We start from the raw sequence: 24,861 nt of genomic DNA on the forward strand, positions 1-24,861 counted from the left end.
TCGAAAACAACCCCATGCACAGTAGCCGGGGCCGGCGACGGTTCGTATTTACCGAATTATGACTTGACCCGTCGGGCAAAACAGGGGCACGATGGCATCATCGCACGATCCCCCGGCCCCCGCGCAGTTCAGTCGCTCCCTCGTCGCGCTCCTCCCAGCGATAGTCCGGCAGATCCAGCCTGTCCGCGATGTCGCGGCCGACTACAAGTCTGGCCGCACCGGGCAACGAGAACGCCCTGACGACCTGGTTTCGAAACCACAGGCCGCGCGACGTCCTCGGCGCGAAGGCAGCGGCAAAGCGCTTCGTTCCGCGCTGCTTCCTGGAGATATAGCTCCGCAATCGCGTCTCGTAGGCGCTGAATGCTTCGCAGTAGCTGCCGCCAGCGCGTGCGAGCTCACCGGCAAGCACGTAGGCGGAGATCATGGCGAGCGCCGAGCCCTGCCCCGCGACCAGCGACACGCAGAAGGCCGCATCGCCAATCAGGGCAACGCGCCCTCGCGACCAGCGGTCCATCTCGATCTGGCTGACACGATCGAAATACAACTCGTTCGCACGATCCAGTTCGCCGGCGATCGCCGGCCACTCCCATCGCGCGGCGCGATAGACGTCACGCAGCTTCGCCTTCTGCTCGGCAACCGTGGCGGGCCATCGATCGGTGTCACCGGTGAAAATGCAAACGAACAGCGTTCGGTCATCACGCAGGGTAAAGCGCCCGATCATGCGGCCCGGCTTGGCGTACATGAGGTACGTGTTCTCGTCGCGCCTGTCGTAACCGTCGGTCTCGAATGCGGCGACACCGTAGCCGAGATGCCGTTCGAAAGCCTGTTGCGGCCCGAAGGCAAGACGCCGTACCTGTGAATGTAGACCGTCGGCGCCGACCACGAGATCGAAGTGGCGCTCTCCACCACGCCGCAGGCGAACCCTGACCTCGTCGGCCCGCTCCTCGAGCGCGACGATCTCGTCGCCGAAGAGGACCTCGATGGAATCGGCAGATGCCTCGTACAGCAAGCGCGACAGATCGCTTCGCGCCAGCGTGACGTAACGTCCACCCGTGAGTTCGTCGAATACGCGTGTGCCGAAGCCGGCAACGCGCCCGCCGTCATCGTCGACGATGCGCATCTCGCGCACGTGATAGCCGGCGCGATTGATCGCCGGCAGCAGCCCCATGCGTTCTGCAATGTCGTAACCCAGTCCCCAGAAGTCGATGACGTAGCCGCCGCGACGAAGCGCGGGCGCACGCTCGACCAGCGTCGGCACGTAGCCGGCACGCTGCAGCCAATAGGCCAATGTCGGCCCCGCGATCCCCGCCCCGGAGATCAGCACAGATTTCATGAAGGGAATATGGGACGGGCGGCGACCGATTACACCGCCGCGTCAATCACCAAATGATGACCGCGGAGTTCCGCGTCACGTCACCGGCCGGCCTACTCCTGATCGACCAGATCGTCTTCCAGGATCGCCATCTGAAACTGGAACGAGCGATCATCATCCTCGTCGTCGACGAACAACACGCCGATGAACTCCTCGCCGATATAGACCTCGGCGGAATCGTCCTTCTTCGGCCGGGGCACGACGCGGATCTTGGGATTGCCGAATACGCGCTTCAGATACGCATCTAACTTTCTGACTTCTTTGACGTCCACGGCAAGTCTCCGATCAAAATTGGTCGGCGGGTTTTAGGACGAGACGCGACGAACCGCCAGCATGAATTGCCAAAGAATTTGGGGGACGAAAAGGCCGGAGAATCCGGCCCTCGAGCTCACGAATTCAAAGACCCATCGCGTTGATCATCTGGTCCATGGTGCGCGACGGCTCGGCACAGCCGGCCTCGCCGACGATCTTGGCCGGCACGCCGGCGACCGTGACGTTGTGCGGCACCGGCTTCACCACGACCGAGCCGGCCGCGATGCGCGCGCAATGGCCGATCTCGATGTTGCCGAGGATCTTTGCGCCGGCGCCGATCAACACGCCATGACGAATCTTGGGATGGCGATCCTCGTTCTCCTTGCCGGTGCCGCCGAGCGTGACGCCATGCAGGATCGAGACGTCGTCCTCGATCACAGCGGTCTCGCCGCAGACGAAGCCGGTGGCGTGGTCGAGGAAGACGCCGCGGCCGATGCGCGCGGCCGGATTGATGTCGGTCTGGAACACCGCCGACGCGCGGCTCTGCAGGTAATACGCGAAATCCTTGCGGCCCTTCAGATAGAGCCAGTGCGCCAGGCGATGGGTCTGGAGCGCGTGAAAGCCCTTGAAATAGAGCAAGGGATCGATGAAGCGCGAGGTGGCGGGATCGCGGTCGTAAACGGCGACGAGATCGGCGCGGAAGGCGTTGCCCAAATCGGGATCGTCGCGCAAGGCTTCGTCGAAGGTCTGCCGCACCAGATCGCCCGACAGCGCGGAGTGATCGAGCCGGTCGGCGACCCGATGGACCACCGAATCTTCCAGGCGGCTGTGATGCAGCACGGTCGAGTAGATGAAGGTCGCAAGCTCGGGCTCGCGGTGGACGATGTCCTCGGCCTCGCCGCGGATCCGATCCCAGATCGGATCGAGCGTCGCGAGCTTTCCTCCCGGATTGACCTGATGCACTGCCATGGAATCTGCTCTTTCGAATTGGCTCGTTTGGCTGGCTCTATAGCATAGTCTAGACGACAAAGTCCTGACGGGCTTGCCTGAGAGTGAACAGCACCTTGCCCCGCAGAAGCATGCCAACGCCTTGAAACACAAAGGTTTCCCAGAACGCCCCCGAGCGGCGAGGTCGGCTCAAAGTGGTCAGAGTTTCGCCAAATTCAAGCCGGGCGGCGTCAAACTATTGGTGAATTTCGCCTCAACCACTATTGCGGGCATGGTCGGCACGAGGACGGAGCAATCTTGAGCATCACCACCGATCAATTGCGCGCGCGCGCCGCGGGTACCCTTTGGCTGCGGTTGGCGGCGGTGGCTCTGCCCCTCCTCATGATCGCACCGGCGTTCTGGAATGGTTATCCGCTGCTGCAGTGGGATACCGGCGGCTATCTGGCGCGCTGGTACGAGGGTTATCTCGTTCCCAGCCGCTCCACGGTCTTCGGCCTTTATCTGCATTATGGCGAGAATTTCGGGTTCTGGATCAACCTCGCGGTGCAGTCGCTGGCGACGCTGTGGCTGCTGCAGCTGACGCTGCGCGTGCTCTCGATGATGCAGACGTTCCGCTTCGTCGCGATCAGCTTGTTACTGATCCTGTCGACGGCCCTGCCCTGGCTCGCCAGCATGCTGCTCACCGACATCTTCGCGGGCCTTTCGATCCTGTCGCTGTTCCTGCTCGTCATCGGCGGACCGCGGACATCGGTGCTCGAAAAGATCTCGCTGTTCGTCTTCACCGCCTTTGCCGCCGCAACCCACAGCGCCACGCTCGGCGTGCTGCTCGGGCTCTGCGTGGCCGGCTGGATGGCGCGGCCGTTGCTCGGACGTCGCGTCCCGATCGCCGGGCTGGCCTACGCGAGCATGACCATCATAGCCGGCAGCCTGATGCTGCTGTCGGCCAACCACGCTCTGTCGGGGAAATGGGCCTGGACACCCGGCGGCTACGGCGTCGCCTTCGGCCGCATGATGCAGGACGGCATCGTGGCGCGTTTCCTCGATGACCATTGCGCGCGCGAGGACTTCAAGCTTTGTCCCTATCGCAACGAATTGCCGGCGACGGCCGACGAATTCCTGTGGGGCAACAGCATGTTCAACACGCTCGGCCGCTTCGACGGGCTCAATGACGAGATGGGCACCATCGTCGTGCGATCGCTCGCCGATTATCCGGTCTGGCAGGCCGGCGCGGCGCTGCGGGCGATGGGCCAGCAATTGCTCCACGTGGCGACCGGCGAAGGCGCCAGCGTCTGGATCCCGCACACCTATGGCATCATCGAACGCTACATCCCGGGGCAGGTCGCGCCGATGCGCGCGGCACGCCAGCAGCATTGGGGCCTCAATTTCGACTACGTCAACTGGCTGCACGTCCCGGTCGCGCTGGTCTCGATGCTGGGACTGCTCGCGCTGCTCGGACATGCGCTCGCCCATCGCAGGCTCGACGACCTGTCGCTGCTCGCGGCGTCCGTGACGCTCGCGCTGCTGGGCAATGCCTTCATCTGCGGCGTGATCTCGGGCCCGCACGACCGCTATGGCGCACGGATGGTGTGGGTGGCGACCTTCGTGGTGCTGATGGCGCTGTTTCGATCGATCGGCGGTGAACCAGCGGACGACGAATCAGCCGCGGCGTGAGAGGAAGTCGAGCACGCCTGATTTGTAGACCTTGTCGCCGACGGCCCGCATGTGATCGCGGCCCGGTATATCGAGCACTTCCGACCCGGGGATGATCGCGCCAAGCGCGCTGGCCGAACCCGCAACATCGTCGGTCGAGCCGACCGCGATCAGCACCGGCACGTCGATCCGCGCGGCCTCTTGCCTGGTCATGAGCTCGCGCGTGCCGCGCAGGCAGGCGGCGAGCGCACGCCGGTCGGAACGGGTTTGGTCTGCAAACGCACGAAAGGTGCGGCCGACCGGATCGCCGACGTCGCCGAGCGAGGGCGCCTCCAGCGCCTTCGCGACGTTCTCGCCGGGCCCCGTGCCCTCGATCAGGCCGCCGATGCCGATGCCGCCGAGAATCGCCGAGCGCAGCCGCTGCGGCTCGTTGAGGCCGAGCCAGGCCGTCATCCGCCCGCCCATCGAATAGCCCATGATGTCGGCCTGCGGGATGGCGAGATGATCCATCAACGCCAGCACGTCGCCGGCCATGGTGGGAATCGAGTATTGCGCGGGATCGTAAAGCTTTGCGCTCTCGCCATGGCCACGATTATCCAGTGCAATGACGCGGCGGCCGTTCTTGCGCAGCTCCGAGACCCAGGTCGGATAGACCCAGTTCACGTTCTTGCTCGAGGCAAAGCCGTGCACCAGGATGATCGGATCGCCCTCGCCTTCGTCGAGATAGGCAATTTCAACGGCGCCGTTGTGAAAGCTCGGCATCAGCAGTTCCGGATTGTTGGGAGGAAGAGTTGATCTTAGGCTGTTGCGGCCGCACTGGCCAGAGCGGCCTCGGCCGCAGCCTGGGCCCGGCGGAGCCGCCGCGCCCGCCTGCGATCGCACCAGGCCTGGGTCAGGCGCTCGGCGGTCGCCTTGATCGAGGACAGCAGGCCGAACAGCGTCAGGGCAGCGCCGAACAGCCACAGCGTGAGATCGAACGCCCCGCCGACGAGCAGCAGCGCACCGCGGCCGAGCACTTTCATGATCGCGCGCGTCTTGCTGCCTTGCGCTTCCGCAAGCCGCGCCGCGCGCGAAACATCCTTCGGCCCTTCGGCGATCCGCAGCGTATCCATTGCGCCGCGCGCACCTGATTTCTCGGCGACACGCGTGACATCCTTGCCGAGCCGGACCAGCGCGCCGGCTTTCTCGACGCGGAACGCGGCCTTGATCGCGCTCATGGTCTCTCCCGGCCGCAGCACCGAACCGGAGGCGACGGCGTTCTGCAGCATCGGCGCGTCGACCACCTCGCGCGCGGAGCGGCCGGCCCATGCGGCGAGACCTTCGCCGAGCCGTCCGACCTTGCGGGCATCCTTCACCAGCGTCAGCCCGGCGCGCACAGGCGCCGCGCCGCCGGCCGACACGTAGGTCACGGCTGTCACCGCGAGGCCTGCGGTGGCGAGGCCAAGCACCAGGCGGTCGGTGTCCTCGCCCATGGCGAGATGCTTGCCCTCGCGCACGACGTCCCTGATATCGCCGATCACGAAGAGATCGCCGGCCACCGTCCCGGACAGGCTCGCGACGTCGTCGGCATTGCCGGTGACGAGCCCGGTGGCAAAGCGCCTGGCGAAATGCGCCGAGGAATTTTCCACTTTGACGGCATCGGCGACCCGGCTCAGAAGATCGTCGGGCAGCGCGATGTTGCGATCCCGTGCGAGCGCGACAAAGCTGTCGGCGAGATCGGCGTCACCGGCGTGAAGCGCCGCCTCGATATTGTCCTGAACCAGGCGGTCGTTGTTTGCGAGGGCCGCATCGAGCTTGAGTTCGGACAGGGCCGCCGGATCATCCTGGACGGCGAGAACAGCGCCGGCCTGCCGGGCATGCGGCACTACTTGGGCGAGTACAAGGCTGCATGCAGCAATGCCCGTCAATGCTGAGCTGATTCGCAGCCACTTCATGCTGAAAGCCCTGGACATTCGCTGGATCACTTGCGCGGGTCTTTGCGCCCGATGGTGGTCTTTCGTCACGATTTCGCGTGTCCACAGACATGGTATGCCAAAATTGCGACACAACGTCCCCGACGAAAGAAGGGCTTCTCTGAGGCGACAAGATTGTGTCGAATTTGCATGAGCAAATGAGCATGGGGCAATTGCGAACCTTTCGGTTCCGCCGGGCTAGCAATCACCTGCACCCATCAGTATGGTCCGCGGCGTCAATAATATGCCGCGTCACCGCTGATTGTGTCTGCCGCCATTGCCACTCCAGGATGAACTACGATGTCCGACCATGTCGTCCCGCACTTCCATAACGATGCCGGTGTCCCCGTCATCGAGATCGGCTCGCAAGAGTTCATGTGCGTCGGCGCCAATCCTCCGTTCGATCATCCGCATGTGTTCCTGGACCTCGGCAACGACAACGAGATCATCTGCCCGTACTGCTCGACGCTGTACCGCTTCGCCGCCGACCTGAAGGCGGGCGAAGCCCGCCCCCCCGAATGCGTCTTGAAGGACAAGGTGGCCTGACCGTTCGCTTCGGTCAGGGGTGGCCCTCCCGCGAACGATCGTCATTGCCGGTGCCGGTATCGGAGGACTGACGGCTGCGCTCGCACTGGCGCAGCGCGGTTTCCGCATCGTCGTGCTGGAAAAGGCCGAGCGGCTCGAGGACATCGGCGCCGGCCTGCAACTCTCCCCCAATGCCAGCCGCGTGCTGGTCGAACTCGGCCTGACGGAGCGGCTGAAGCTGCGCGCGGTCGTCCCGGAAGCGGTCTCGATCATGAGTGCGCGCACCGGCGGCGAAGTGCTGCGGATGCCGCTCGGCGAGGCCGCCTCGGCGCGCGCCGGCGCTCCCTATTGGGTGATGCATCGGGCCGACCTGCAATCGGCGCTGTCAGGCGCGGTCGCAGACCATCCCGATATCGATTTGAAATTGGGGGCCACATTCGAAGATGTCGCGCCCCACGCCAAGGGACTGACGGTGGTCCATCGCAGCGGGACCATCCGCCGCAGCGATCTCGCCAGCGCGCTGATCGGCGCCGATGGCATCTGGTCCACGCTCCGCCAGCATCTCTTTCCCGAGGTGCAGCCGCGCTTCTCCGGGCTGATCGCCTGGCGCGGCACGCTCGATGCCACGCAGCTGCCGAAGGAGTTTACGGCGCGGCGGGTGCAGCTCTGGATGGGCTCGAACGCCCATCTCGTCACCTATCCGATCGCGGGCGGCCGCCAGCTCAACGTGGTGGCGGTGCTGCCGGGGACCTGGAACAGGCCGGGCTGGAGCGCGGCAGGCGATCCCTTGGAGGTGATGGAGGCATTCGCCGCACCGCGCTGGCCGCCGACCGCGCGAATGATGCTGGCCGCCGTCGACAGCTGGCGCAAATGGGCGCTGTTCGGCGTGCCCGAGGGCTGCCCGTGGAGCAAGGGCCCGGTCGCGCTGCTGGGCGACGCCGTGCATGCGATGCTGCCGTTCGCCGCCCAAGGCGCGGGCATGGCGATCGAGGATGCCGCGGTGCTGGCCCGGCATCTGAGCCTCGAGGACGCGCAGGATGCGGCCGGCGTCACGGCGGCGCTGAAGCGGTTTGGTCAGGCGCGTCAGGCGCGTGTCAGGAAGGTGCAGCGCACCGCGCGGCAGCAGGGCCGCATCTATCATCTGGGCGGCCCGTTCGCGATCGCGCGCGATCTTGCGATCCGAGCGCTTGGCCCAGACCGCATGCTGGCCCGGCAGGACTGGATCTACGGCTGGCGCCCTAGCGTTTCGGAGCGGGCTTGATGTCCGGCCGCTGCGGGGTCGCGGCAGCAGGCGTTGCGTCAGGCGGCGTCTCCCGGCACCTGTTGCGGCGCCAGGCGTCCTCGGCCATTTGCGCCGAACCGCGCACCGCGACGTAGTCGTTGCGATAGGCGAGCTCGGACACGACGGCGCCGCCGGTGCCGGTCTCGGCCTTGTCCATCAGCTTCTGCAATTCCACGGTGCGGTTGGCGAGCGACTTTCGCTCCGCCTCGAGCTGCTTGCAGTCGTACAATTCGTATCTGGCGGGATCGGCAAAGGCCGGAGCGATCGTCTCGCTCACGCCGGCACAGCCGGACAGTGCGAAGCCCGCCACGACCAGCGCGGCAGCCGCGCAACCGAGGCGCAGGGACAAGGAATGCGAAACAAGCATGGGCAGAAAAATAGTCCCCGTGAATTGAGAATGCCTAAAGCAGGGCCAGATGTCCGGATTGAGGCTTTGCCTTGTGCCGCCGGCTCGCTTAAGGAAGACACGCCTCCGGCGCAACGCCTCGATTCCAGATCGCCGGACGGGACTTAAGTGTTTGATCTCGTTGGATCAAGCGGGCATGGCGGAATTGGTAGACGCAAGGGACTTAAAATCCCTCGGTGCGCAAGCGCTGTGCCGGTTCGACCCCGGCTGCCCGCACCAGCGATTCGTCACGATTGCGCGCCTTCCGTCTCGAGGCGCTTCGGGTCGGCGCGGAAATCCAGCAACAGGATCCAGTAGCCAAGGAGGGCAATGATGAGGAGGATGAAGCTGCCCTCGAATGCCATTCCCAAGAGCGAGATCACTGCCGGAAAGGCGAGGCCGACGACGACAAATGCGGCGAGTGCCAGGGCCGGAAGATCGACGACGAGTATCGCAGCGTAAAGCGCGAGCTCGAAATAGGCATATTCCTTCAGGCGCGGCGAGCTGAGATAAAGCGCAAACATCGCCAGCACAGTGATACGCATGGCCGTGCGGGGATGATCGATCAGCCCGCGATCCAGTCGCGCCAGCAGCGATCCGCCTTCCCGCGCCGGTTGGCCGTCGACCAGGCGCAGGACGGACACGACGAAGGGCACGAGCACGAGAGCGGATGCAAACAGCGCGTAGACCGCGAATGCCGCTGTCTTGCTGCCGCCAAGGCCGGCATGATCCATGAGGTTCCGCGCAAGCAGCAACAACGATGGATTGATCTCGAAGAGATCGACCACGTGCTGGTCGGGAATCTGTCCCGCCATTGCAAGCTGCCAGCTCGCGAACAGGTCGGGGTACAGCAGCCGCGAGATGAGGATCGGCAATGCGAAACCGAAAGCGGCCACCGCGATCAACGCAAGCTTCGGACCACGCCGCAGCGGCAGGAAATAGAGCGCGGCCAACACGGGCAAGAACACCAGCTTGAACGACGTCACGAGACCGAGCAACGCAGCGCCGGCGAGCCGCAGGGGATAGCTCGGATCCTGCGTCGCTCCAGGAGCAGAGGGACGAAGCAAAAGCTGCAACGCGATCGCCGTAAGCAGGCCGCTCAGAATCGCGAAATTTCCCGTCGCTTGCACCCATTCGTAACCGATGAATGCGCCGAGCGCGCAGAGCCCCCTGAGTGCAACCTCGCGCGCACTCAGACGCGTCCGGCCAAGACCTGGCAAGAGCAACGCGCAGAGCGCGGCAAGCGCAAGAAACAGGCTCCTGTAGTGACCGACGAAGAAGCCGCCCGCGCAGAGCGGACGGAAAACGTCCAGCGTCAGCGGCAGGTAGGGATAGGACAGCTTGGTGCCCTTCAGATTCTTGACGTAGTACGGATCCAGCCCGTCGACATGCGCATCGACCGCGGCGCAATTGACGCGAATATCCCAGCCGTATTTGACATCCAGCGCAGCGTCGCCGGCGAGATTGGCGAACACCAGGAACGCGACCAGGCCGACGAGACAGGCAAGCCAGGTCTTCCGCCATGCGGTCTTCTCGGATGACCGCATCCATCGTGCGGGACTGGTGATATCGGACACTTTGATGCTTGCCTTGATGGCCTGTTTCCGCCGACGCTCCGGGTGGCGCCCCTCCGGCACAATGGCCGGGATCAATTGCGGATTCATCTCACCGGGGTGCGGTCCTGCTCCTATGGTGAATCGACCGTTGCCGACCTGGGGGGCACAGCGGAAATCATGAACCAACGACCTTTCTTTCCGTCGTGGAACCGCGTTGTCACAGCTTCGATTTACACAACCTTAGATTATTGCACTCTACAGCGTAGCAAGTCTGCTTCCGGACGAGCAGGCCCAAAAGCATCGCGGACCTTTGACCGTCCGTTTCCACCGTAAGGGACCGAGATGGATGCGCGCGCGAGCTGGAGCAGCAGGCAAGACGGCAGCTCCGGCACCGTCCAGTCCAGGTCAACCTTCGGAACCTATGCGTTCCTGATCACCTTTGCCTGTGCCTTTTACCTATCCAATGCATCGCTCCTGCTTGGTCATTATGACCTGGGATGGCACCTCGCCGCCGGCGACTTGATCCGAGCGCACGCGGCCATTCCCTTCCAGGACCCCTGGTCGTTCACCCTCGGCGACAAGCAGTGGTTCAATCTCTCCTGGCTTTGGGACGTGATCGCCAGTCGGCTGGTGCAATCGACCGGCCTGACGGGTCTCGTTCTGCTCGTGGTGGCGTGCGGCGGAATGATCGTCGGATGTCTTGCATCCGCCTGTCTGAGCCGCGGAGCTTCGGCGATCTCCGTTTGCATCGCCGTCTTCGCTGCGGGCCTGCTCTATCCCGCTTATGAGGCGGCCCCCAACATCTATCTCGCCGCTTCGCCCAACGTCGCGACGATGCTGTTCTGCGTGGTCTTCTACAGGGCGTGCCTCGCGGGAACCAAATCGTTGCTGTTGCTGCCCGCGATGATGGTGCTTTGGGTGAATTTGCACGGCGGCTTCCTGATCGGATTCCTCGTCATCGGCGTGTTCTGCGGCACCGCTCTGCTTCAGCAGGATTGGCCGCGCTGCAAACGATATGGCCTTGCGGGACTAGGCTGCGCGGCCGCAGTGCTCGTCAATCCGCTGGGCTGGCGCATCTATGACGGCGTGACGGCGACGATGGGCCACTTCGTGCAGGCCAACATCGGCGAATGGCTGCCCTACTCCCACAATGTTGAAATGCCCGGAAGCATCCCCGGCATGATCTACATGGCGGCCTTTGTAGCGCTCGAGGTGTGTCGCGGACGGCAGTCTCCCATTCCCTTGCAGTCGAGACTGCTCGCCTGGCTCTTCCTCCTGCTGGGCTTCTATCAATTCAGGTACATGTCCTTCTTCTTCCTGTTTTCTGCACTCCCGCTGGCCCTCCACATCGATCAGTTCCTGCCGGGAAGCCCCCCGGCGCGCGAGATTCAGAAATCACTGCTGATTGCAGGCCTGACCGGGGCGCTCGCGCTGCCGATGATCTTCCTGCATGTGGCGCCGGAGCTCGAACTTCCGCAAATGGTGTCGGAACAGGATGCCGACCACCTCAAGGCGCACCTGCCTCATGCGCGGCTCCTGAACCACTGGAACGCTGGCGGGCTCTTGATCTATTACACCCGCGGCGCGGTGCCCCTGTTCGTCGACGGTCGGGCGGCGACGGCCTATCCCGACGATCTGCTGCACGACTATTTCAAGCTGGTCCGAGAAGACATCGACGAGACGGCCTGGGACACCATCATCGACAAATATCGGATCGATGCGGTGCTCTGGGTGAAGGATCACAAGCAGCTGCGCCAGTTCCTGGTGGAAAGACGGGGCTGGCGCGAAAACTATGCGGGCCAGTATGTGAGCGTTTACGTCAAGCCGTAGCTGGGCTGAGCTCAACGCCTCCATCGGCCGCGTCTTCACCATTTGTTGTCCGTCCGGAGTCCCGCCGGACAGCCATCCCGAAACATGGGTTGTGCGATGCAGCACGGGCTTTAGATATACCCTCTGAAATCAGAGGTGAGCTGCTTGTCCGACGTCAATGCCGACGATTGGGTGTCCGCCGGACACCGCCCCATGGGGTTTCCCGAATTCGTCATCGTGATCGCGTCCATCATGGCGCTGAATCCGCTTGCGATGGACATGATGCTGCCGGCGCTGCCCAACATCGGCGCGGCCTTCGACATTCCCAATGCCAACCATCTCCAGCTCGTGCTGTCGACCTTCCTGATCGGCTTCGGCGCGGGGCAGTTCGTCATGGGCCCGCTGTCGGACCGGTTCGGACGACGGCCGGTGCTGCTCGGCGGCATGGCAGTCTACGTGGTCGCAAGCGTGCTGGCGGTCGCGGCGCCCTCGTTCGAAACCCTGCTGCTCGCCCGTGCGCTTCAGGGCCTCGGCACCTCGGCAACGCGCGTGATCGCGACCTCGATCGTGCGCGACTGCTATGCCGGACGTCGCATGGCAAGCGTGATGTCGCTTGCGATGATGGTGTTCATCGCCGTGCCTGTGATCGCGCCGTCGTTCGGACAGGCGGTGCTGCTGGTCACGCAATGGCGCGGCATCTTCGTCGTGCTGATGCTGTACGGCTTGCTCGCACTGGCATGGAGCGTGCTGCGGCTGCCTGAAACCCTTCCCGAACAGGACCGCCGGTCGCTCGCGCCCGCCGACGTGTTCTCGGCCTTCCGGCAGACCGTCACCCACCGCCAGACCATCGGCTATGCAACGGCCGCCGGTTGCGTCATCGGCGCGCTGTTCGCCTTCGTCTTCTCGGCGCAGCAGGTGTTCACCGGCATCTATCATCTCGGCCACTATTTCCCGCTCGCCTTTGCCGCGATCGCGGCTGGCACCGCGCTTGCCGGCTTCATCAATGCAAAGCTGGTCGGGCGGCTCGGAATGCGCGTGATCTCGCATGGCGCGCTGACGCTCTACACTCTGGTCGCGGCCGCAATGCTGCTGAGCGAAATCCTCGGCATCTTGCCGTTGTCCCTGTTCATGGTGCTGTCGGCCCTGATGATGTTCTCGTTCGGCATGATGGTCGCCAATTTCACCGCGCTCGCGATGGAGCCGCAGGGTCACATCGCCGGCACCGCCTCCTCGCTCTACGGTTCGATCACCACGCTGATCGGCATCGTGGTCGGAACAGCGATCGGCCAGAGCTTCGACGGCACGCTGCTGCCGTTCTCGGTCGGCTTCTTCCTGTCGACGCTTGCCGCGCTCGCGATCGTGCTGGTGGTCGAGAAGGGGCGGCTGTTCAAGCCTCGGCACCGCCCCATCGTGTGAGGAACCTCGTGCGCCCATCGATGTTGTCGTGCAGCAAATTCGAGAGGCGGATTCAGATGGAATTGGAACAGCGCGACGAACGTTACGAGTCGAACCCGCAGCGCACGGAACCTGTGGCGAGGCGCGGCGAACAAGCCGCGGTCAAGCCGCCCTTTGCGAGCGAAGGGCTCGAGCAGGTCCGCGACAGCCATTGCTGAGACACCGGCTCTAATCCAGGCTGCGCTTGCTGGCACTGAGGTCCTGCGCGGCACTCTCGGGTGATGCGTCGGGCGGCACCATCAGCGCAATTACATGACGCCTCACCCCGGACCGCCCCCACAGCGAGGCCTGTACGGTAAATTCGCGCCTGACACAATTGCCGGCGCGTGAGGACACGGATTCCATCCAGCGGCTGCAGTCGTGCTGGCCCTCGAAACAGAGTGCGGCCCAACCGCGACCGGCCGTGGCCTTGCGCTGCAGTCCCCAATTATGTTGATGCGCGAACGGCCGTGCATAAGGCGGATGATCCGGACTGTAGAAGGCCGTGGCGAAAGCAAGTGAATCGTCGCCGCTGACCGCACTGAGCGCCTCGCCGGTCAGTTCGTGCCATTGCCGGGTGAGTTCGCTTGCGGCTTGCGCGTAAAAATTCCGCCCCTCCTCGTAACCGTGGACATTGCGATAGACGGCGTGGATGGGTGCTGCGACCAGGACGGCGACGAGCGCAACGCCGGCCGCAATGACCGTGACGTTGACCGTGTAGAAGCGCTCCACCGGAAAGCGCGCGCCGCAAACGATCAGCACGACGAACAGGAACAATCCCTGCAAGGCCCACAGCGAAGGCAGATCCGTGCCCATCGCAAGCGATGTCAGGATCGGCAGGACGATGGTGCCGACGGCGACATAGAACAGAAGCCAGAGGCCCGGGCTCATAGCCGCGAAGTCGGCCGGAAACTGTCTGAGCCGCGTGCCCGCGATGAACACCCAGATGACGGCGGCGACGCTGATGGCCGCAATGAGGCCCAGCAGAAAATTCTTCGCGTCGCCGAGCGAGCTCACGGTATCGCTGTTGGCATGGGCCAGCGCGTAGCTGAAGGTCGACGCGCCCGTGGTCGCGAGCCAGTAGATGTGCGGCGACAGCACCGCAAGCCCGGTGACGGCCGAAATCCAGGGTGAGGCCGAGGTGAAATAGGCGCGACGCGCCGGATGCACGAGCGCGGCAAATCCAAAGCTCGCGACCAGGAAGACCGAGTAGTATTTTCCGACCATCGCGAGCGCCGCGGTGCATCCGGCCGCAATCGCCCATCCCGCATGGCGAGTCTCGAAGGCGCGCAGGAAGCACCACGTGGCAAGCGGCCAGACCGCGAGCAGCACGGTGTTGGCATTAAATCGCTGGGCGTGGAACTGATAGACCGGCGTCAGCATCAGAAGCAGCAGCACCAGGACGCGCTTGTGACCGGTGACGAATTGCCGCGCCACGCAATCGACGAAGAACAGCGCGAGCCCCGCATTCACCATCGCCATGAGTTGCAGCGAGAAATCGCTGAGCGGGAACAGGATGGTCCAGCTTGCTGCGGCCCAGCCCATCAACGGCGGGTGCTTGTGATAGCCGAAGGCGAAATTGCGTCCCAGCGTCCAGGCCTCGAGCGTATCAGGGTGCAGGCCGCCACCGGCATAGGCCACGGCGAGATACAGAGTCCACACCGCGACGAAGCTCGCAATGAGAAGCGGCACGGCCCAGCCCGCCTCCACGCCATCGAGCCAGCGCAACAGCGGACGGCGCCAGCGCGCCGGCGTGCGATCCGACCGTTCGGCCATCGCCTGGAATGCAAAATCGAGTGGCAACTTCTTCAAATCGACGGGAGGAAAGTGATGTCCGGGGACATACCATCTATTTCAGATCAGAAACAAATGGCAATGATTGGAAACTGGAACCCTGGCTGCCCTCCGACGAGACAGCGGCAAGAGAAACGGCGCCGCTGATGACAGCGGCGCCGCGGATGTCAGAGACGAAAGGTGCAGACGCACCGTTCCGTCGACCGACTTTCCTTACTCCGACTTGCCTTACTCCGATTTGCCTTACTCCGATTTGTCGATGTTCCAGAAGATCGGGGTCGCCGGGCCGTCGAGCACGCCGGTGAGCGACTTCCGCCACGCGCTCGGTGCCAGGTACTGCCCGAGCGGGATGTAGATCACCTGGTCATAGGCTTCCTTCTGGATCTCGGTCGCGATCTTCTTCTGATCGTCGAGCGAGGCCGCGCGCACGAAGTCGTCCTTGAGCTTCTCGATCTTGGCGTCTTCCGCCCAGCCGAACCAGCCGCCCTTCTTGCCCTGGCCGCCGATCGAGAGATTGGCGATCGGGTTGGACACGTCGGCGCTGACCCAGTTGGTGAAGAACATGTTCCAGCCGCCCTCCTTCGGCGGCTTCTGGCTGGCTCTGCGGCTCACCACCGTCTGCCAGTCGGTCGCTTGCGCGTCGACCTTGAAGCCGGCTTCGCGGAGCAGCTGCACCGCGACCGTCGGCTGCGCCTTCAGCGTCACAACGTCGCCGGGCACCATGACGACAACGGGCGTGCCGTCATAGCCGGACTCGGCAAGCAGCTTCTTGGCTTCCGCCATGCCGTTGCCCTTGACCAGCGATTCGGAGCCGACGTCGGTCGCGAACGGCGTGTCGCAGATGAAGAAGGCGCCGCAGATCTTGTAGTACTTGGGATTGCCGACGAGCGCATCGAGCACGTCCTTCTGGTTCATGGCCAGAAGGGCGGCGCGGCGGATCTTCTGGTTATCGAAGGGCGGATACAGGAAGTTCATGCGGCCGAGCGTCTGGTAACCGAACTTGTTCAGCGTCTCGACCTTGAGGTCGGGATTGCCCTCGAGCACCGGCAAGAGATCCCACGGCGGCACTTCCATGAAGTCGATGTCGCCGGATTGCAGCGCGTTCACCGCAGTCTGCGAGTCCGGCATGGTGATCCACTCGACCCGGTCTACCTTCACGACCTTGCCGCCGGCAGTCCAGCTCGCCGGCTCCTTGCGCGGCACGTAGTCGGTGTTCTTTTCATAGACCGCCTTCACGCCGGGCTGGAATTCGCCCTGCACGAACTTGAACGGGCCCGAGCCGATCTGTTCGGGGATCTGCTTGTCCGGCGGCGTCTCGGCGAGGCGCTTCGGCATCATGAAAGCCACGCGCGAAGAGGGTTTTCCGATGGAGTCCAGCACGAGGCCGTAGGGCTCCTTCAGCTTCAGCGTGATGGTCTTGGCGTCGGTCGCCTCGATGCTCGCAGTGAACTGCATCATCTGCTGGCCCATGCCGTCGACCGCGGCCCAGCGCTTCAGCGAGGCGACGCAATCCTCAGCCGTCACGGGCGTGCCATCATGCCACTTCAGGCCGTCGCGCAGCGTGAACGTATAGGTGAGCTTGTCGTCGGAGATCTTCCAGTCGGCCATCTGCGGCTGGATCTTGAAGTTCGAATCCGTCGCGATCAGCGTGTCATACACCATGTAGCCATGATCACGCGTGATGTAGGCGGTGGTGAAGATCGGATCGATGATGCGCAAATCCGAATGCATCACCGCGGTGACGGTTTTGCCCGCTGCGAACACCGGCGATGCCATCGCCGTTGCGAGCGCGACCACCGACAGTGCAAGGGTGGAGGCGAACGCGCGACGCCCCCGGCGCATCAAGCTCAACATCGAAAGTTTCTCCTGACGTGAAACTGTTCAAAGGCAGGTTATTCGTTGAGCATGAGGTTCGTTCTTTGGGCGAACCAACCTCACGCAATGCCTTTGTCTTTCCGAGACTTGCAGACAGTCTTGAGCGCGTCAATCCGGTTTCAATGCAAGCCCCGGCATCGCACGCACGGGCTCCACAAGGATCGGTTTGGCTCTACAACTTCTCCCGCTTGTCCTGCCGACGCTCATGCAATGCGCATTCCATCTTCAAGCTTGAGAGACATTCAGATGAATCCAGCCAATCTTCCCTTCGATTCCGAGGCCATGCTCGAAGGCCTGCGCAAGTGGGTGGAATGCGAGAGCCCGACATGGGACGCAGGTGCCGTCAACCGCATGCTCGATATCGCAGCGCGGGATATGGCGATCATGGGTGCGACCATCGAGCGCATCGCCGGCCGTCAGGGCTTTGGCGGCGTCATCCGCGCGCGTTTCCCGCATCCCAGGCAAGGCGAGCCGGGCGTCCTGATCGCCGGCCACATGGATACCGTGCACCCGGTCGGCACGATCGAGAAGCTGAAATGGCGGCGCGAGGGCAACAGATGCTACGGCCCCGGCATCTTCGACATGAAAGGCGGCAACTATCTCGCGCTCGAAGCGATCCGGCAACTTGCGCGGGCGTCGTTCACCACGCCCCTGCCGATCACCATCCTGTTCACGCCGGACGAGGAGGTCGGCACGCCCTCGACACGCGACATCATCGAGGCGGAAGCGGCGCGCAACAAATATGTGCTGGTGCCGGAGCCTGGCCGCGCGGACAACGGCGTCACGACCGGACGTTACGCCATCGCGCGATTCAATTTGGAAGCGACGGGACGGCCGAGTCACGCGGGCGCAACGCTGTCGGCAGGACGCTCGGCGATCCGCGAAATGGCGCGGCAAATCCTCGCGATCGACGCGATGACGACGGAGGACTGCACCTTCTCCGTCGGAATCGTGCATGGCGGCCAATGGGTCAACTGCGTTGCCACGACTGCCACCGGCGAAGCGCTTTCGATGGCGAAGCGCCAGGCCGATCTCGACCGAGGCGTGGAGCGCATGCTGGCACTATCGGGCACTGCCAATGACATCACGTTCAGGGTGACGCGCGGGGTGACGCGGCCGGTGTGGGAACCGGATGCCGGCACGATGGCGCTGTATGAAAAGGCGCGCGGCGTCGCCAAATCTCTCGGCGCGGAATTACCGCATGCGAGCTCCGGAGGCGGCTCAGACGGCAATTTCACCGGCGCGATGGGCATTCCGACGCTCGACGGCCTGGGCGTGCGTGGAGCCAATGCTCACACGCTGGAAGAGTATATCGAGGTCGAGAGTCTCGTTGAGCGTGGCCGGCTGATGGCGGGGCTGCTCGCGACGCTGGAGTGACGCTACTGCGATCACCGCCGTCATGCCCGGGTCAAGCCCGGGCATGACGGGCATACGAAGTTCCGGCTGGATGGCACGGGAATTGCTGAAATGTTAGGTTGGTGGCAGAACGGACAACGACCGCTGTCGACGATTTGACTCTCATCTGAACGGATCCCGCTTGCTCGGATATCTCATTCGCCGAATCTTCGCCGCGGTGCCCGTGATGGGCGTCGTCGCGCTGTTTGTGTTCCTGCTGCTGCGGCTGACGCCGGGCGATCCGGCCGCGATCCTCGCCGGCGACAACGCGACGCCGGAAAGGCTCGAGCGCATCCGCACCTCGCTCGGCCTCAACGAGCCCCTGATCGTGCAGTTCATCACCTGGGTGAACAAGCTGCTGCATGGCGATCTCGGAACATCGCTGATCTCCAACCTGCCGGTCATGAAGATGATTGGCCAGCGCGTCGAGCCGTCGATCTCGATCGCGCTCTCGACCATCATCCTCGCGGTCATCGTGGCCGTGCCCTTGGGCGTCGTCGCGGCCTGGAAGCACGGCACCTGGATCGACCGCTTCGTCATGGGGCTTTCCGTGCTCGGCTTCTCGGTGCCGGTGTTCGTGGTCGGTTATGTCCTGATCGAAGTCTTTGCGATCGACCTGCGCTGGGTGCCGGTGCAGGGCTTCAAGAGCATCTCGGCCGGCTTCGGCCCCTTCCTCGAGCGCATCATCCTGCCGACCTGTGCGCTCTCCTTCATCTATATCGCGCTGATCGCGCGCATGACCCGCGCGGCGATGCTCGACGTGCTCGGCGAAGACTACGTCCCGGACGGCGCGCGCCAAAGGCATCAACGAGGTCGCAGTGATGATGCGGCACGCGTTGCGCAATGCCGCAGTGCCCGTGATCACCGTCATCGGCACCGGCTTTGCGCTGCTGATTTCCGGCGTCGTCGTCACCGAAAGCGTGTTCAACATCCCCGGCATCGGCCGTCTCACCGTGGACGCGGTGCTGGCGCGCGACTATCCGGTGATCCAGGCGATGATCCTCTTGACCTCGCTGATTTACGTCGTCGTCAATCTGCTGATCGACGTCGCCTACACGCTGCTCGATCCCCGGATCAGGTACTGAGGCTAGGGACAACAACAAAATGACCGTCGACAGCCTCCCCCAATCCTCCATTCCGATCACGTCGCCGCTGCGGCCCCGCTTCGGCTTTCTCACCTCGACGCCGATCATCGCGGCGGCCACGATCCTGCTCGCGCTGATCGTGCTGACCTCGATCCTGGCGCCGCTGATCGCGCCGCATGATCCGATCCAGCTTGCGCCGTCGCAACGGCTGAGGCCAGCCTCGGCGCAGTTCCTGCTCGGCACCGACGCCTATGGCCGTGACCTGCTGTCGCGCGTCATCTATGGCGGCCGCATCTCCCTGCTGATCGGCATCGGCTCGGCGGTTCTGTCGGTCGTCATTGGCCTCGCGATCGGCCTCGTCTCCGGCTTCTTCAAGCTGATCGATTCCGTGCTGATGCGCGTCATGGACGGCCTGATGGCCATGCCGAGCATTTTGCTCGCGATCGCCGTGGTGTCGCTGTCGGGCGCCAGCATCTGGACCGTGCTGATCGCGATCACCATTCCTGAAATCCCGCGCGTGGCGCGCCTGGTGCGCTCGGTGGTGCTGTCCGCGCGCGAGGAGCCTTACGTCGAAGCCGCAATCTCCGTCGGCTCCAGCCTGCCAAAAATCATGTGGCGGCACCTGATGCCAAACACGATCGCGCCGATGATCGTCCAGGGCACCTATGTCTGCGCGTCGGCGATCCTCACCGAGGCGATCCTGTCCTTCCTCGGCGCCGGCATCTCGCCGGAGACGCCGACCTGGGGCAACATCATGGCCGAGGGCCGCCAGTATTTTCAGCTCAAGCCGACGCTGATCTTCTGGCCGGGCCTTCTGCTCTCGATCGCCATCCTCAGCATCAACCTGATCGGCGACGCCGCTCGCGATGCCCTCGATCCCCGCATGAAGCAGCGGGAGGGCAAGTGATGAGCGATCAAGTGATGACCAAGGACGTCGTTCTCGACATCCACAACCTCGTCGTCTCCGTCGGCAACAAGCCGGGCGCGCCAAAGATCATCGACGGCATCTCGATCCAGGCGCACGAAGGCGAGACACTGTGCCTCGTCGGCGAAAGCGGCTCGGGCAAATCGGTGACCTCGCTGACCACCATGGGTCTCTTGCCGAAGGGCACGCTGGTCCCATCAGGCGGCAGCGTCAAGCTCGTCGGCGAGGAGATCCTCACCACGACCGACCGCCGCCTACGCCAGCTGCGCGCAACCAGGATGGCGATGATCTTCCAGGAGCCGATGACTGCGCTCAATCCGGTGGTGCCGGTCGGCCGCCAGATCGACGAGGTCCTGCGCGCCCACACCAAGCTCGACGGCAAGGCACGGAGGAAGCGCATCCTCGACATGATGGAGCAGGTGCATCTGCCCCAGGTCGAGCGCATCTTCGCCTCCTACCCGCACCGCCTCTCCGGCGGCCAGCGCCAGCGCATCATGATCGCGATGGCCCTGGTGCTGGAGCCGAAGCTCTTGATCGCGGATGAGCCAACCACCGCGCTCGACGTCACCACGCAGAAGCAGATCCTGTCGCTGATCCGCGAGCTCCAGCGCGACCATGGCACGGCCGTGCTGTTCATCACCCACGACATGGGCGTGGTCGCGGAAATCGCCGACCGCGTCGCGGTGATGCGACAGGGCCGGCTGGTCGAAACCGGTCCGCTCGAGACCGTGTTGCGCAATCCCACGATGGAATACACCCGCAACCTGCTCGCCTCGGTGCCGAGCCTGGTGCCGCGGCCACCGCGCCAGGCGAGCAAGGAACCTGTCGTGCTCGAGGCCAACGACCTCAGCAAGATCTACAAGGAGCGCACGTTCTTCGGCCAGGGACGCGAGGTCATTGCCGCCGACAGGGTGACGCTGACGCTGCGCAAGGGCCGCACGCTCGGCATCGTCGGCGAGAGCGGCTCGGGCAAGTCCACCGTCGCGCGCTGCATTGTCCGTCTGATCGATCCGACCTCCGGCGGTGTCCGCCTCGCCGGCCGCGAGATCGCCGACATCTCGCGTCGTCTGCTGCAGCCGCACCGGCAGAAGATCCAGATCGTGTTCCAGGATCCCTACCGTTCGCTCAACCCGCGCATCAGCGTCGGCGAGAGCATTGCGGAAGGCCCGATCAACTACGGCACCTCGCACGCTGCTGCGATGAAGCGGGCGCGCGAGCTGCTCGAGCTCGTCGGCCTGCCGGCCGATGCCGTGTCGCGCTATCCGCACCAGTTCTCCGGCGGCCAGCGCCAGCGCATCGCCATTGCGCGCGCGCTCGCACTCGACCCGGACGTGCTGGTCGCGGACGAAGCGGTCTCCGCGCTCGATGTCTCCGTGCAAGCGCAGGTGCTGAAACTGCTCGATGAGATCCAGAAGCGGCTCGGCATCGCCATCCTGTTCATCACCCACGATCTGCGCGTCGCCGCACAAATCTGCGACGAGGTGGTGGTGATGCAGCACGGCCGCGTTGTCGAACAGGGACCGGCCGCCGAAGTGCTGACGCATCCGCAGCAGGCCTACACCAAAGCGCTGCTGGATGCGGCACCGGGGCGCAACTGGGACTTTGCGAATTTCCGGCCGGTGGCGGAGGGCATGGGGGCCGCGGTGTAGCGACATCCTCCGCTGTCGTCCCGGCGAACGCCGGGACCCATGCCACGGAATCTCTCGATTGCGAGTGGGAGTCCCGAACGACCGATCTTCGCAAAACTCCTCCCCGGGGTCATGGGTCCCGGCCTTCGCCGGGACGACGCCGAGAATGTTGAAGCGCCTTCCTAGACAACACTTATCCGCAGCATTCCCAAAATGGCTTGAGGCCATGCGCGGCGCGATTGTCTGCCTTGCTTGCTCTTGTCGCAAAGGCGGGTAACGTCGCGCTCGCCAGCTCATGGGACCAGCATTGATGACACGTATCGCCGTCGGCGGCTTCCTGCACGAGACCAACACCTTCGCTCCGACGAAGGCGACGTATGCCGACTTCCAGCATGGCGGCGGCTGGCCGGCGATGACCGTGGGACCCGACGTGCTGAAGGTGATGCGGCGCATCAATGTCGGGCTCGCCGGGTTCGTCGACAGTGCCGAAGCCAATGGCTGGGAACTCGTCCCGACCATCGCCTGCGGCGCGAGCCCGTCCGCGCATGTCACCAAGGACGCCTTCGAGCGCATCGTGAAGGTGATGGTGGACGGCATCAAAGCCGCCGGCCCGATCGACGCTGTTTATCTCGATCTGCACGGTGCCATGGTGACCGAGCATCTCGACGACGGCGAAGGCGAGATTTTGGCGCGGGTACGCCGCATCATCGGCAAGAATATTCCGCTGGTCGCGAGCCTCGACCTGCACGCCAACGTCACGCCGGCGATGATGGACCATGCGGACGCCTTGATCGCCTACCGCACCTATCCGCACGTCGACATGGCCGAGACCGGCCGCGCCTCGGCAAGGCACCTCGCGCTGCTCCTGAAGACGACGGAACGCTTCGCAAAATCGTTCCGCCAGTTGCCATTTCTGATCGCGATCAGCTGGCAATGCACCAATGACTTCCCTGCCAAGGGCATCTACGAAAAATTGGCAGCGCTGGAGAGTGAAACGGTTCCGACGTTGTCCTTCGCGCCCGGCTTCCCCGCCGCCGATTTCCGCGACTGCGGACCGAGCGTGTTCGCCTATGGCAAGACGCAGGACGACGCCGACCGCGCCGCTGATGCGCTCGTCAAGCTGATCGAAAGCCACGAGGACGATTTCGACGGCAAGATCTGGACTCCCGACGACGGCGTGCGCCACGCCATGGAACTTGCGAAGAGCGCGAGCAAGCCGATCATCATCGCCGACACGCAGGACAATCCCGGTGCAGGCGGCGATTCCGACACCACGGGCATGCTGCGCGCGCTGGTGCGCAACAGGGCGAGCGCGGCGACCGGCGCGATCTACGATCCCGTCTCGGCCAAGGCCGCGCATGCGGCGGGTGTCGGCGCGACGATCACGCTCTCACTCGGCGGCAAGTCAGGCATTCCCGGTGACGAGCCCTACACCGAGAGCTTCGTCGTCGAACAACTCTCGGACGGCCGGTTCATCGCGCCCGGCCCCTATTTTGGCGGACGCGAGATGGAGATGGGGCCCTCGGCGTGCCTGCGCATCGGCGACGTCCGCGTGGTCGTGAGTTCGCACAAGGCCCAGCTCGCCGACCAGGCGATGTATCGCTATGTCGGGATCGAGCCGACGAAAGAAAAAATTCTGGTCAACAAGAGCTCGGTGCATTTCCGCGCCGATTTCGAGCCGATCGCGGAGAAGCTGATGATCTGCGCCGCGCCGGGCGCGATGCCGGCCGATACCGCGTCCCTGCCCTGGACGCGCCTGCGTCCCGGCATCCGCATCAAGCCGAACGGCCCCGTTTTCACGCCCCCTTCACGCTAACAGGACAGGACACATGCCCACCATCGACCGCATCGACGGTTACGCCGACGAACTCACCGCCATCAGGCGCGACCTGCACGCCCATCCCGAGATCGGCTTCGAGGAGGTCCGCACGTCAGGCATCGTCGCCGACAAGCTGACGAGCTGGGGCATCGAGGTGCATCGCGGTCTCGGCGGCACCGGCGTGATCGGCGTCATCAAAGGAAAGGGTTCCGGCAGCAAGCGCATCGGTCTGCGCGCCGACATGGACGCGCTGCCGATGGAGGAGAACACCAATCTGAAATGGAGTTCGAAGATCCCCGGCCGCTTCCACGGCTGCGGCCATGACGGCCACACCACCATGCTGCTCGGCACTGCACGTTACCTCGCCGAGACCCGGAACTTCGACGGTACCGTGCACCTGATCTTCCAGCCGGCCGAGGAAGGCCTCGGCGGCGCCCGCGCCATGATCAAGGACGGCCTGTTCGAGAAGTTTCCGTGCGACGAGCTTTACGGCCTGCATAACGCGCCTGACTTGAATCACGGCGAGATCGCCATCCTGCCGGGCCCGGCCATGGCCAGCGCCGACTTCTTCGACCTCCGCATCACCGGTTATGGCGCGCATGGCGCGATGCCCGAGCGTTCCAAGGACGCCGTGATCATCGCAACCACGCTGGCGCAGGCGATTCAGACCATCGTCAGCCGCAACGTCGAGCCGCTGCAGGCAGCCGTGGTGTCGATCACCCAGATCCATGCGGGCTCCGCCTACAACGTCATTCCCGGCGACGCGCATCTTTGCGGCACCATCCGCACCTTCTCGAAGGAGGTCCGCACCCTGGTCAGCGAGCGCATCCGCACCATCTGCGCCGGCATCGCCAGCGCCTATCAATGCGTGATCGACGTCGACATCCGCGACACGTTCAACGTGCTGGTCAATCAGGTCGAGCAGTCCAGGGTGGTGGAGGAGGTCGCGCGCACCGTCGTCGATCCCGCCAAGGTGATTACCCGCACCCAGCCGAAGATGGGCAGCGAGGATTTCGCCGACATGCTGGAGACCATTCCCGGCGCCTATTTCTGGGTCGGTCATGACGGCTCGGTGCCCGTGCACAATCCCGGCTTCGTGCTCGACGACAAGATCCTGCCGATCGGCGCCAGCATGTTCGCCCGGATCATCGAAACGCGCATGCCGGTGGGTTAGC

At 64.2% G+C, this 24,861-nt stretch carries 20 protein-coding genes, 1 tRNA gene and 1 pseudogene; 13 read left to right on the forward strand and 9 right to left on the reverse strand.

Annotation, left to right across the window (positions count from 1 at the left end):
- Window positions 1-97: 97 nt before the first annotated feature.
- The 3 genes from ACVW16_RS05185 to cysE form a co-directional block, all read right to left on the reverse strand.
- The gene (locus tag ACVW16_RS05185; RefSeq protein WP_456735548.1) at window positions 98-1,333 is read right to left on the reverse strand and encodes an FAD-binding domain; all 1,236 of its coding nucleotides are present in this window, start codon (window positions 1,331-1,333) and stop codon (window positions 98-100) included.
- A gap of 92 nt (window positions 1,334-1,425) precedes the next feature.
- The gene (locus tag ACVW16_RS05190; protein WP_007602550.1) at window positions 1,426-1,644 is read right to left on the reverse strand and encodes a DUF3126 family protein; all 219 of its coding nucleotides are present in this window, start codon (window positions 1,642-1,644) and stop codon (window positions 1,426-1,428) included.
- 124 nt (window positions 1,645-1,768) lie between these two features.
- Window positions 1,769-2,593 (reverse strand): serine O-acetyltransferase, encoded by an 825-nt coding sequence (gene cysE / locus ACVW16_RS05195; RefSeq protein ID WP_456704298.1) that lies wholly within the window; start codon window positions 2,591-2,593, stop codon window positions 1,769-1,771.
- Window positions 2,594-2,869: 276 nt separating this feature from the next.
- On the opposite strand from cysE, the gene ACVW16_RS05200 reads away from it, so the two are divergent.
- Window positions 2,870-4,243, forward strand: a complete 1,374-nt coding sequence (locus ACVW16_RS05200) for a hypothetical protein (protein WP_456704299.1) — start codon at window positions 2,870-2,872, stop codon at window positions 4,241-4,243.
- Here the strand turns inward: ACVW16_RS05200 and ACVW16_RS05205 are convergent.
- Window positions 4,229-4,984 (reverse strand): alpha/beta fold hydrolase, encoded by a 756-nt coding sequence (locus ACVW16_RS05205; protein ID WP_456704300.1) that lies wholly within the window; start codon window positions 4,982-4,984, stop codon window positions 4,229-4,231. The genes ACVW16_RS05200 and ACVW16_RS05205 overlap by 15 nt on opposite strands.
- 35 nt (window positions 4,985-5,019) lie before the next feature.
- The gene (locus tag ACVW16_RS05210) at window positions 5,020-6,156 is read right to left on the reverse strand and encodes a hypothetical protein (protein WP_456735549.1); all 1,137 of its coding nucleotides are present in this window, start codon (window positions 6,154-6,156) and stop codon (window positions 5,020-5,022) included.
- Window positions 6,157-6,474: 318 nt separating this feature from the next.
- Here ACVW16_RS05210 and ACVW16_RS05215 point away from each other — a divergent pair, with 318 nt between their 5' ends.
- Window positions 6,475-6,720 carry a zinc-finger domain-containing protein gene (locus tag ACVW16_RS05215; protein ID WP_007602543.1) on the forward strand — a complete coding sequence of 82 codons (246 nt, stop codon included), beginning with the start codon at window positions 6,475-6,477 and terminating at the stop codon, window positions 6,718-6,720.
- A 19-nt stretch (window positions 6,721-6,739) separates the two neighbouring features.
- Window positions 6,740-7,960 carry an FAD-dependent monooxygenase gene (locus tag ACVW16_RS05220; protein ID WP_456735550.1) on the forward strand — a complete coding sequence of 407 codons (1,221 nt, stop codon included), beginning with the start codon at window positions 6,740-6,742 and terminating at the stop codon, window positions 7,958-7,960.
- On the opposite strand, the gene ACVW16_RS05225 is transcribed toward ACVW16_RS05220, so the two are convergent.
- Window positions 7,938-8,348, reverse strand: a complete 411-nt coding sequence (locus ACVW16_RS05225; RefSeq protein ID WP_456735551.1) for a twin-arginine translocation pathway signal — start codon at window positions 8,346-8,348, stop codon at window positions 7,938-7,940. The two genes, ACVW16_RS05220 and ACVW16_RS05225, sit on opposite strands and share 23 nt — an antisense overlap.
- A 169-nt stretch (window positions 8,349-8,517) precedes the next feature.
- On the opposite strand from ACVW16_RS05225, the gene ACVW16_RS05230 reads away from it, so the two are divergent.
- Window positions 8,518-8,606: transfer RNA gene (locus ACVW16_RS05230), tRNA-Leu, on the forward strand.
- Between the two features lie 8 nt (window positions 8,607-8,614).
- Here the strand turns inward: ACVW16_RS05230 and ACVW16_RS05235 are convergent.
- Window positions 8,615-9,913 (reverse strand): hypothetical protein, encoded by a 1,299-nt coding sequence (locus ACVW16_RS05235; protein ID WP_456735552.1) that lies wholly within the window; start codon window positions 9,911-9,913, stop codon window positions 8,615-8,617.
- A 351-nt stretch (window positions 9,914-10,264) separates the two neighbouring features.
- On the opposite strand from ACVW16_RS05235, the gene ACVW16_RS05240 reads away from it, so the two are divergent.
- The 3 genes from ACVW16_RS05240 (at window position 10,265) to ACVW16_RS05250 (ending at window position 13,344) form a co-directional block, all read left to right on the forward strand.
- Window positions 10,265-11,752: a hypothetical protein gene (locus ACVW16_RS05240; protein WP_456802242.1), complete on the forward strand. Its 1,488-nt coding sequence runs from the start codon at window positions 10,265-10,267 to the stop codon at window positions 11,750-11,752.
- Window positions 11,753-11,896: 144 nt separating this feature from the next.
- Entirely contained in the window at window positions 11,897-13,147 is a 1,251-nt protein-coding gene (locus ACVW16_RS05245) for a multidrug effflux MFS transporter (RefSeq protein WP_456735554.1), read from the forward strand.
- Window positions 13,148-13,203: 56 nt separating this feature from the next.
- The gene (locus ACVW16_RS05250) at window positions 13,204-13,344 is read left to right on the forward strand and encodes a hypothetical protein (RefSeq protein ID WP_456735555.1); all 141 of its coding nucleotides are present in this window, start codon (window positions 13,204-13,206) and stop codon (window positions 13,342-13,344) included.
- A 10-nt stretch (window positions 13,345-13,354) separates the two neighbouring features.
- Here ACVW16_RS05250 and ACVW16_RS05255 read toward each other — a convergent pair whose 3' ends face one another.
- Complete coding sequence (locus ACVW16_RS05255; RefSeq protein ID WP_456735556.1) at window positions 13,355-14,941, reverse strand: glycosyltransferase family 39 protein; 1,587 nt, start codon at window positions 14,939-14,941, stop codon at window positions 13,355-13,357.
- Window positions 14,942-15,202: 261 nt separating this feature from the next.
- Window positions 15,203-16,813, reverse strand: coding sequence for an ABC transporter substrate-binding protein (locus ACVW16_RS05260; protein ID WP_456704308.1), 1,611 nt, complete (start codon window positions 16,811-16,813; stop codon window positions 15,203-15,205).
- Between the two features lie 267 nt (window positions 16,814-17,080).
- On the opposite strand from ACVW16_RS05260, the gene ACVW16_RS05265 reads away from it, so the two are divergent.
- The 6 genes and pseudogenes from ACVW16_RS05265 (at window position 17,081) to ACVW16_RS05290 (ending at window position 24,860) form a co-directional block, all read left to right on the forward strand.
- On the forward strand, window positions 17,081-18,211 hold the full coding sequence (locus tag ACVW16_RS05265) for a M20/M25/M40 family metallo-hydrolase (RefSeq protein WP_456735557.1): 1,131 nt from the start codon (window positions 17,081-17,083) through the stop codon (window positions 18,209-18,211).
- 160 nt (window positions 18,212-18,371) lie between these two features.
- Window positions 18,372-19,314 (forward strand): annotated as a pseudogene (locus tag ACVW16_RS05270) (ABC transporter permease).
- A 19-nt stretch (window positions 19,315-19,333) separates the two neighbouring features.
- The gene (locus ACVW16_RS05275; RefSeq protein WP_456704311.1) at window positions 19,334-20,221 is read left to right on the forward strand and encodes an ABC transporter permease; all 888 of its coding nucleotides are present in this window, start codon (window positions 19,334-19,336) and stop codon (window positions 20,219-20,221) included.
- On the forward strand, window positions 20,221-21,888 hold the full coding sequence (locus ACVW16_RS05280) for an ABC transporter ATP-binding protein (protein ID WP_456735558.1): 1,668 nt from the start codon (window positions 20,221-20,223) through the stop codon (window positions 21,886-21,888). Before ACVW16_RS05275 ends, ACVW16_RS05280 begins: the two co-directional genes overlap by 1 nt.
- Before the next feature lie 289 nt (window positions 21,889-22,177).
- The gene (locus ACVW16_RS05285) at window positions 22,178-23,683 is read left to right on the forward strand and encodes a M81 family metallopeptidase (RefSeq protein ID WP_456735559.1); all 1,506 of its coding nucleotides are present in this window, start codon (window positions 22,178-22,180) and stop codon (window positions 23,681-23,683) included.
- A gap of 13 nt (window positions 23,684-23,696) precedes the next feature.
- On the forward strand, window positions 23,697-24,860 hold the full coding sequence (locus tag ACVW16_RS05290; RefSeq protein ID WP_456704314.1) for a M20 aminoacylase family protein: 1,164 nt from the start codon (window positions 23,697-23,699) through the stop codon (window positions 24,858-24,860).
- Window position 24,861: the final 1 nt, after the last annotated feature.

It is taken from the genome of Bradyrhizobium sp. USDA 4474, assembly GCF_054057515.1.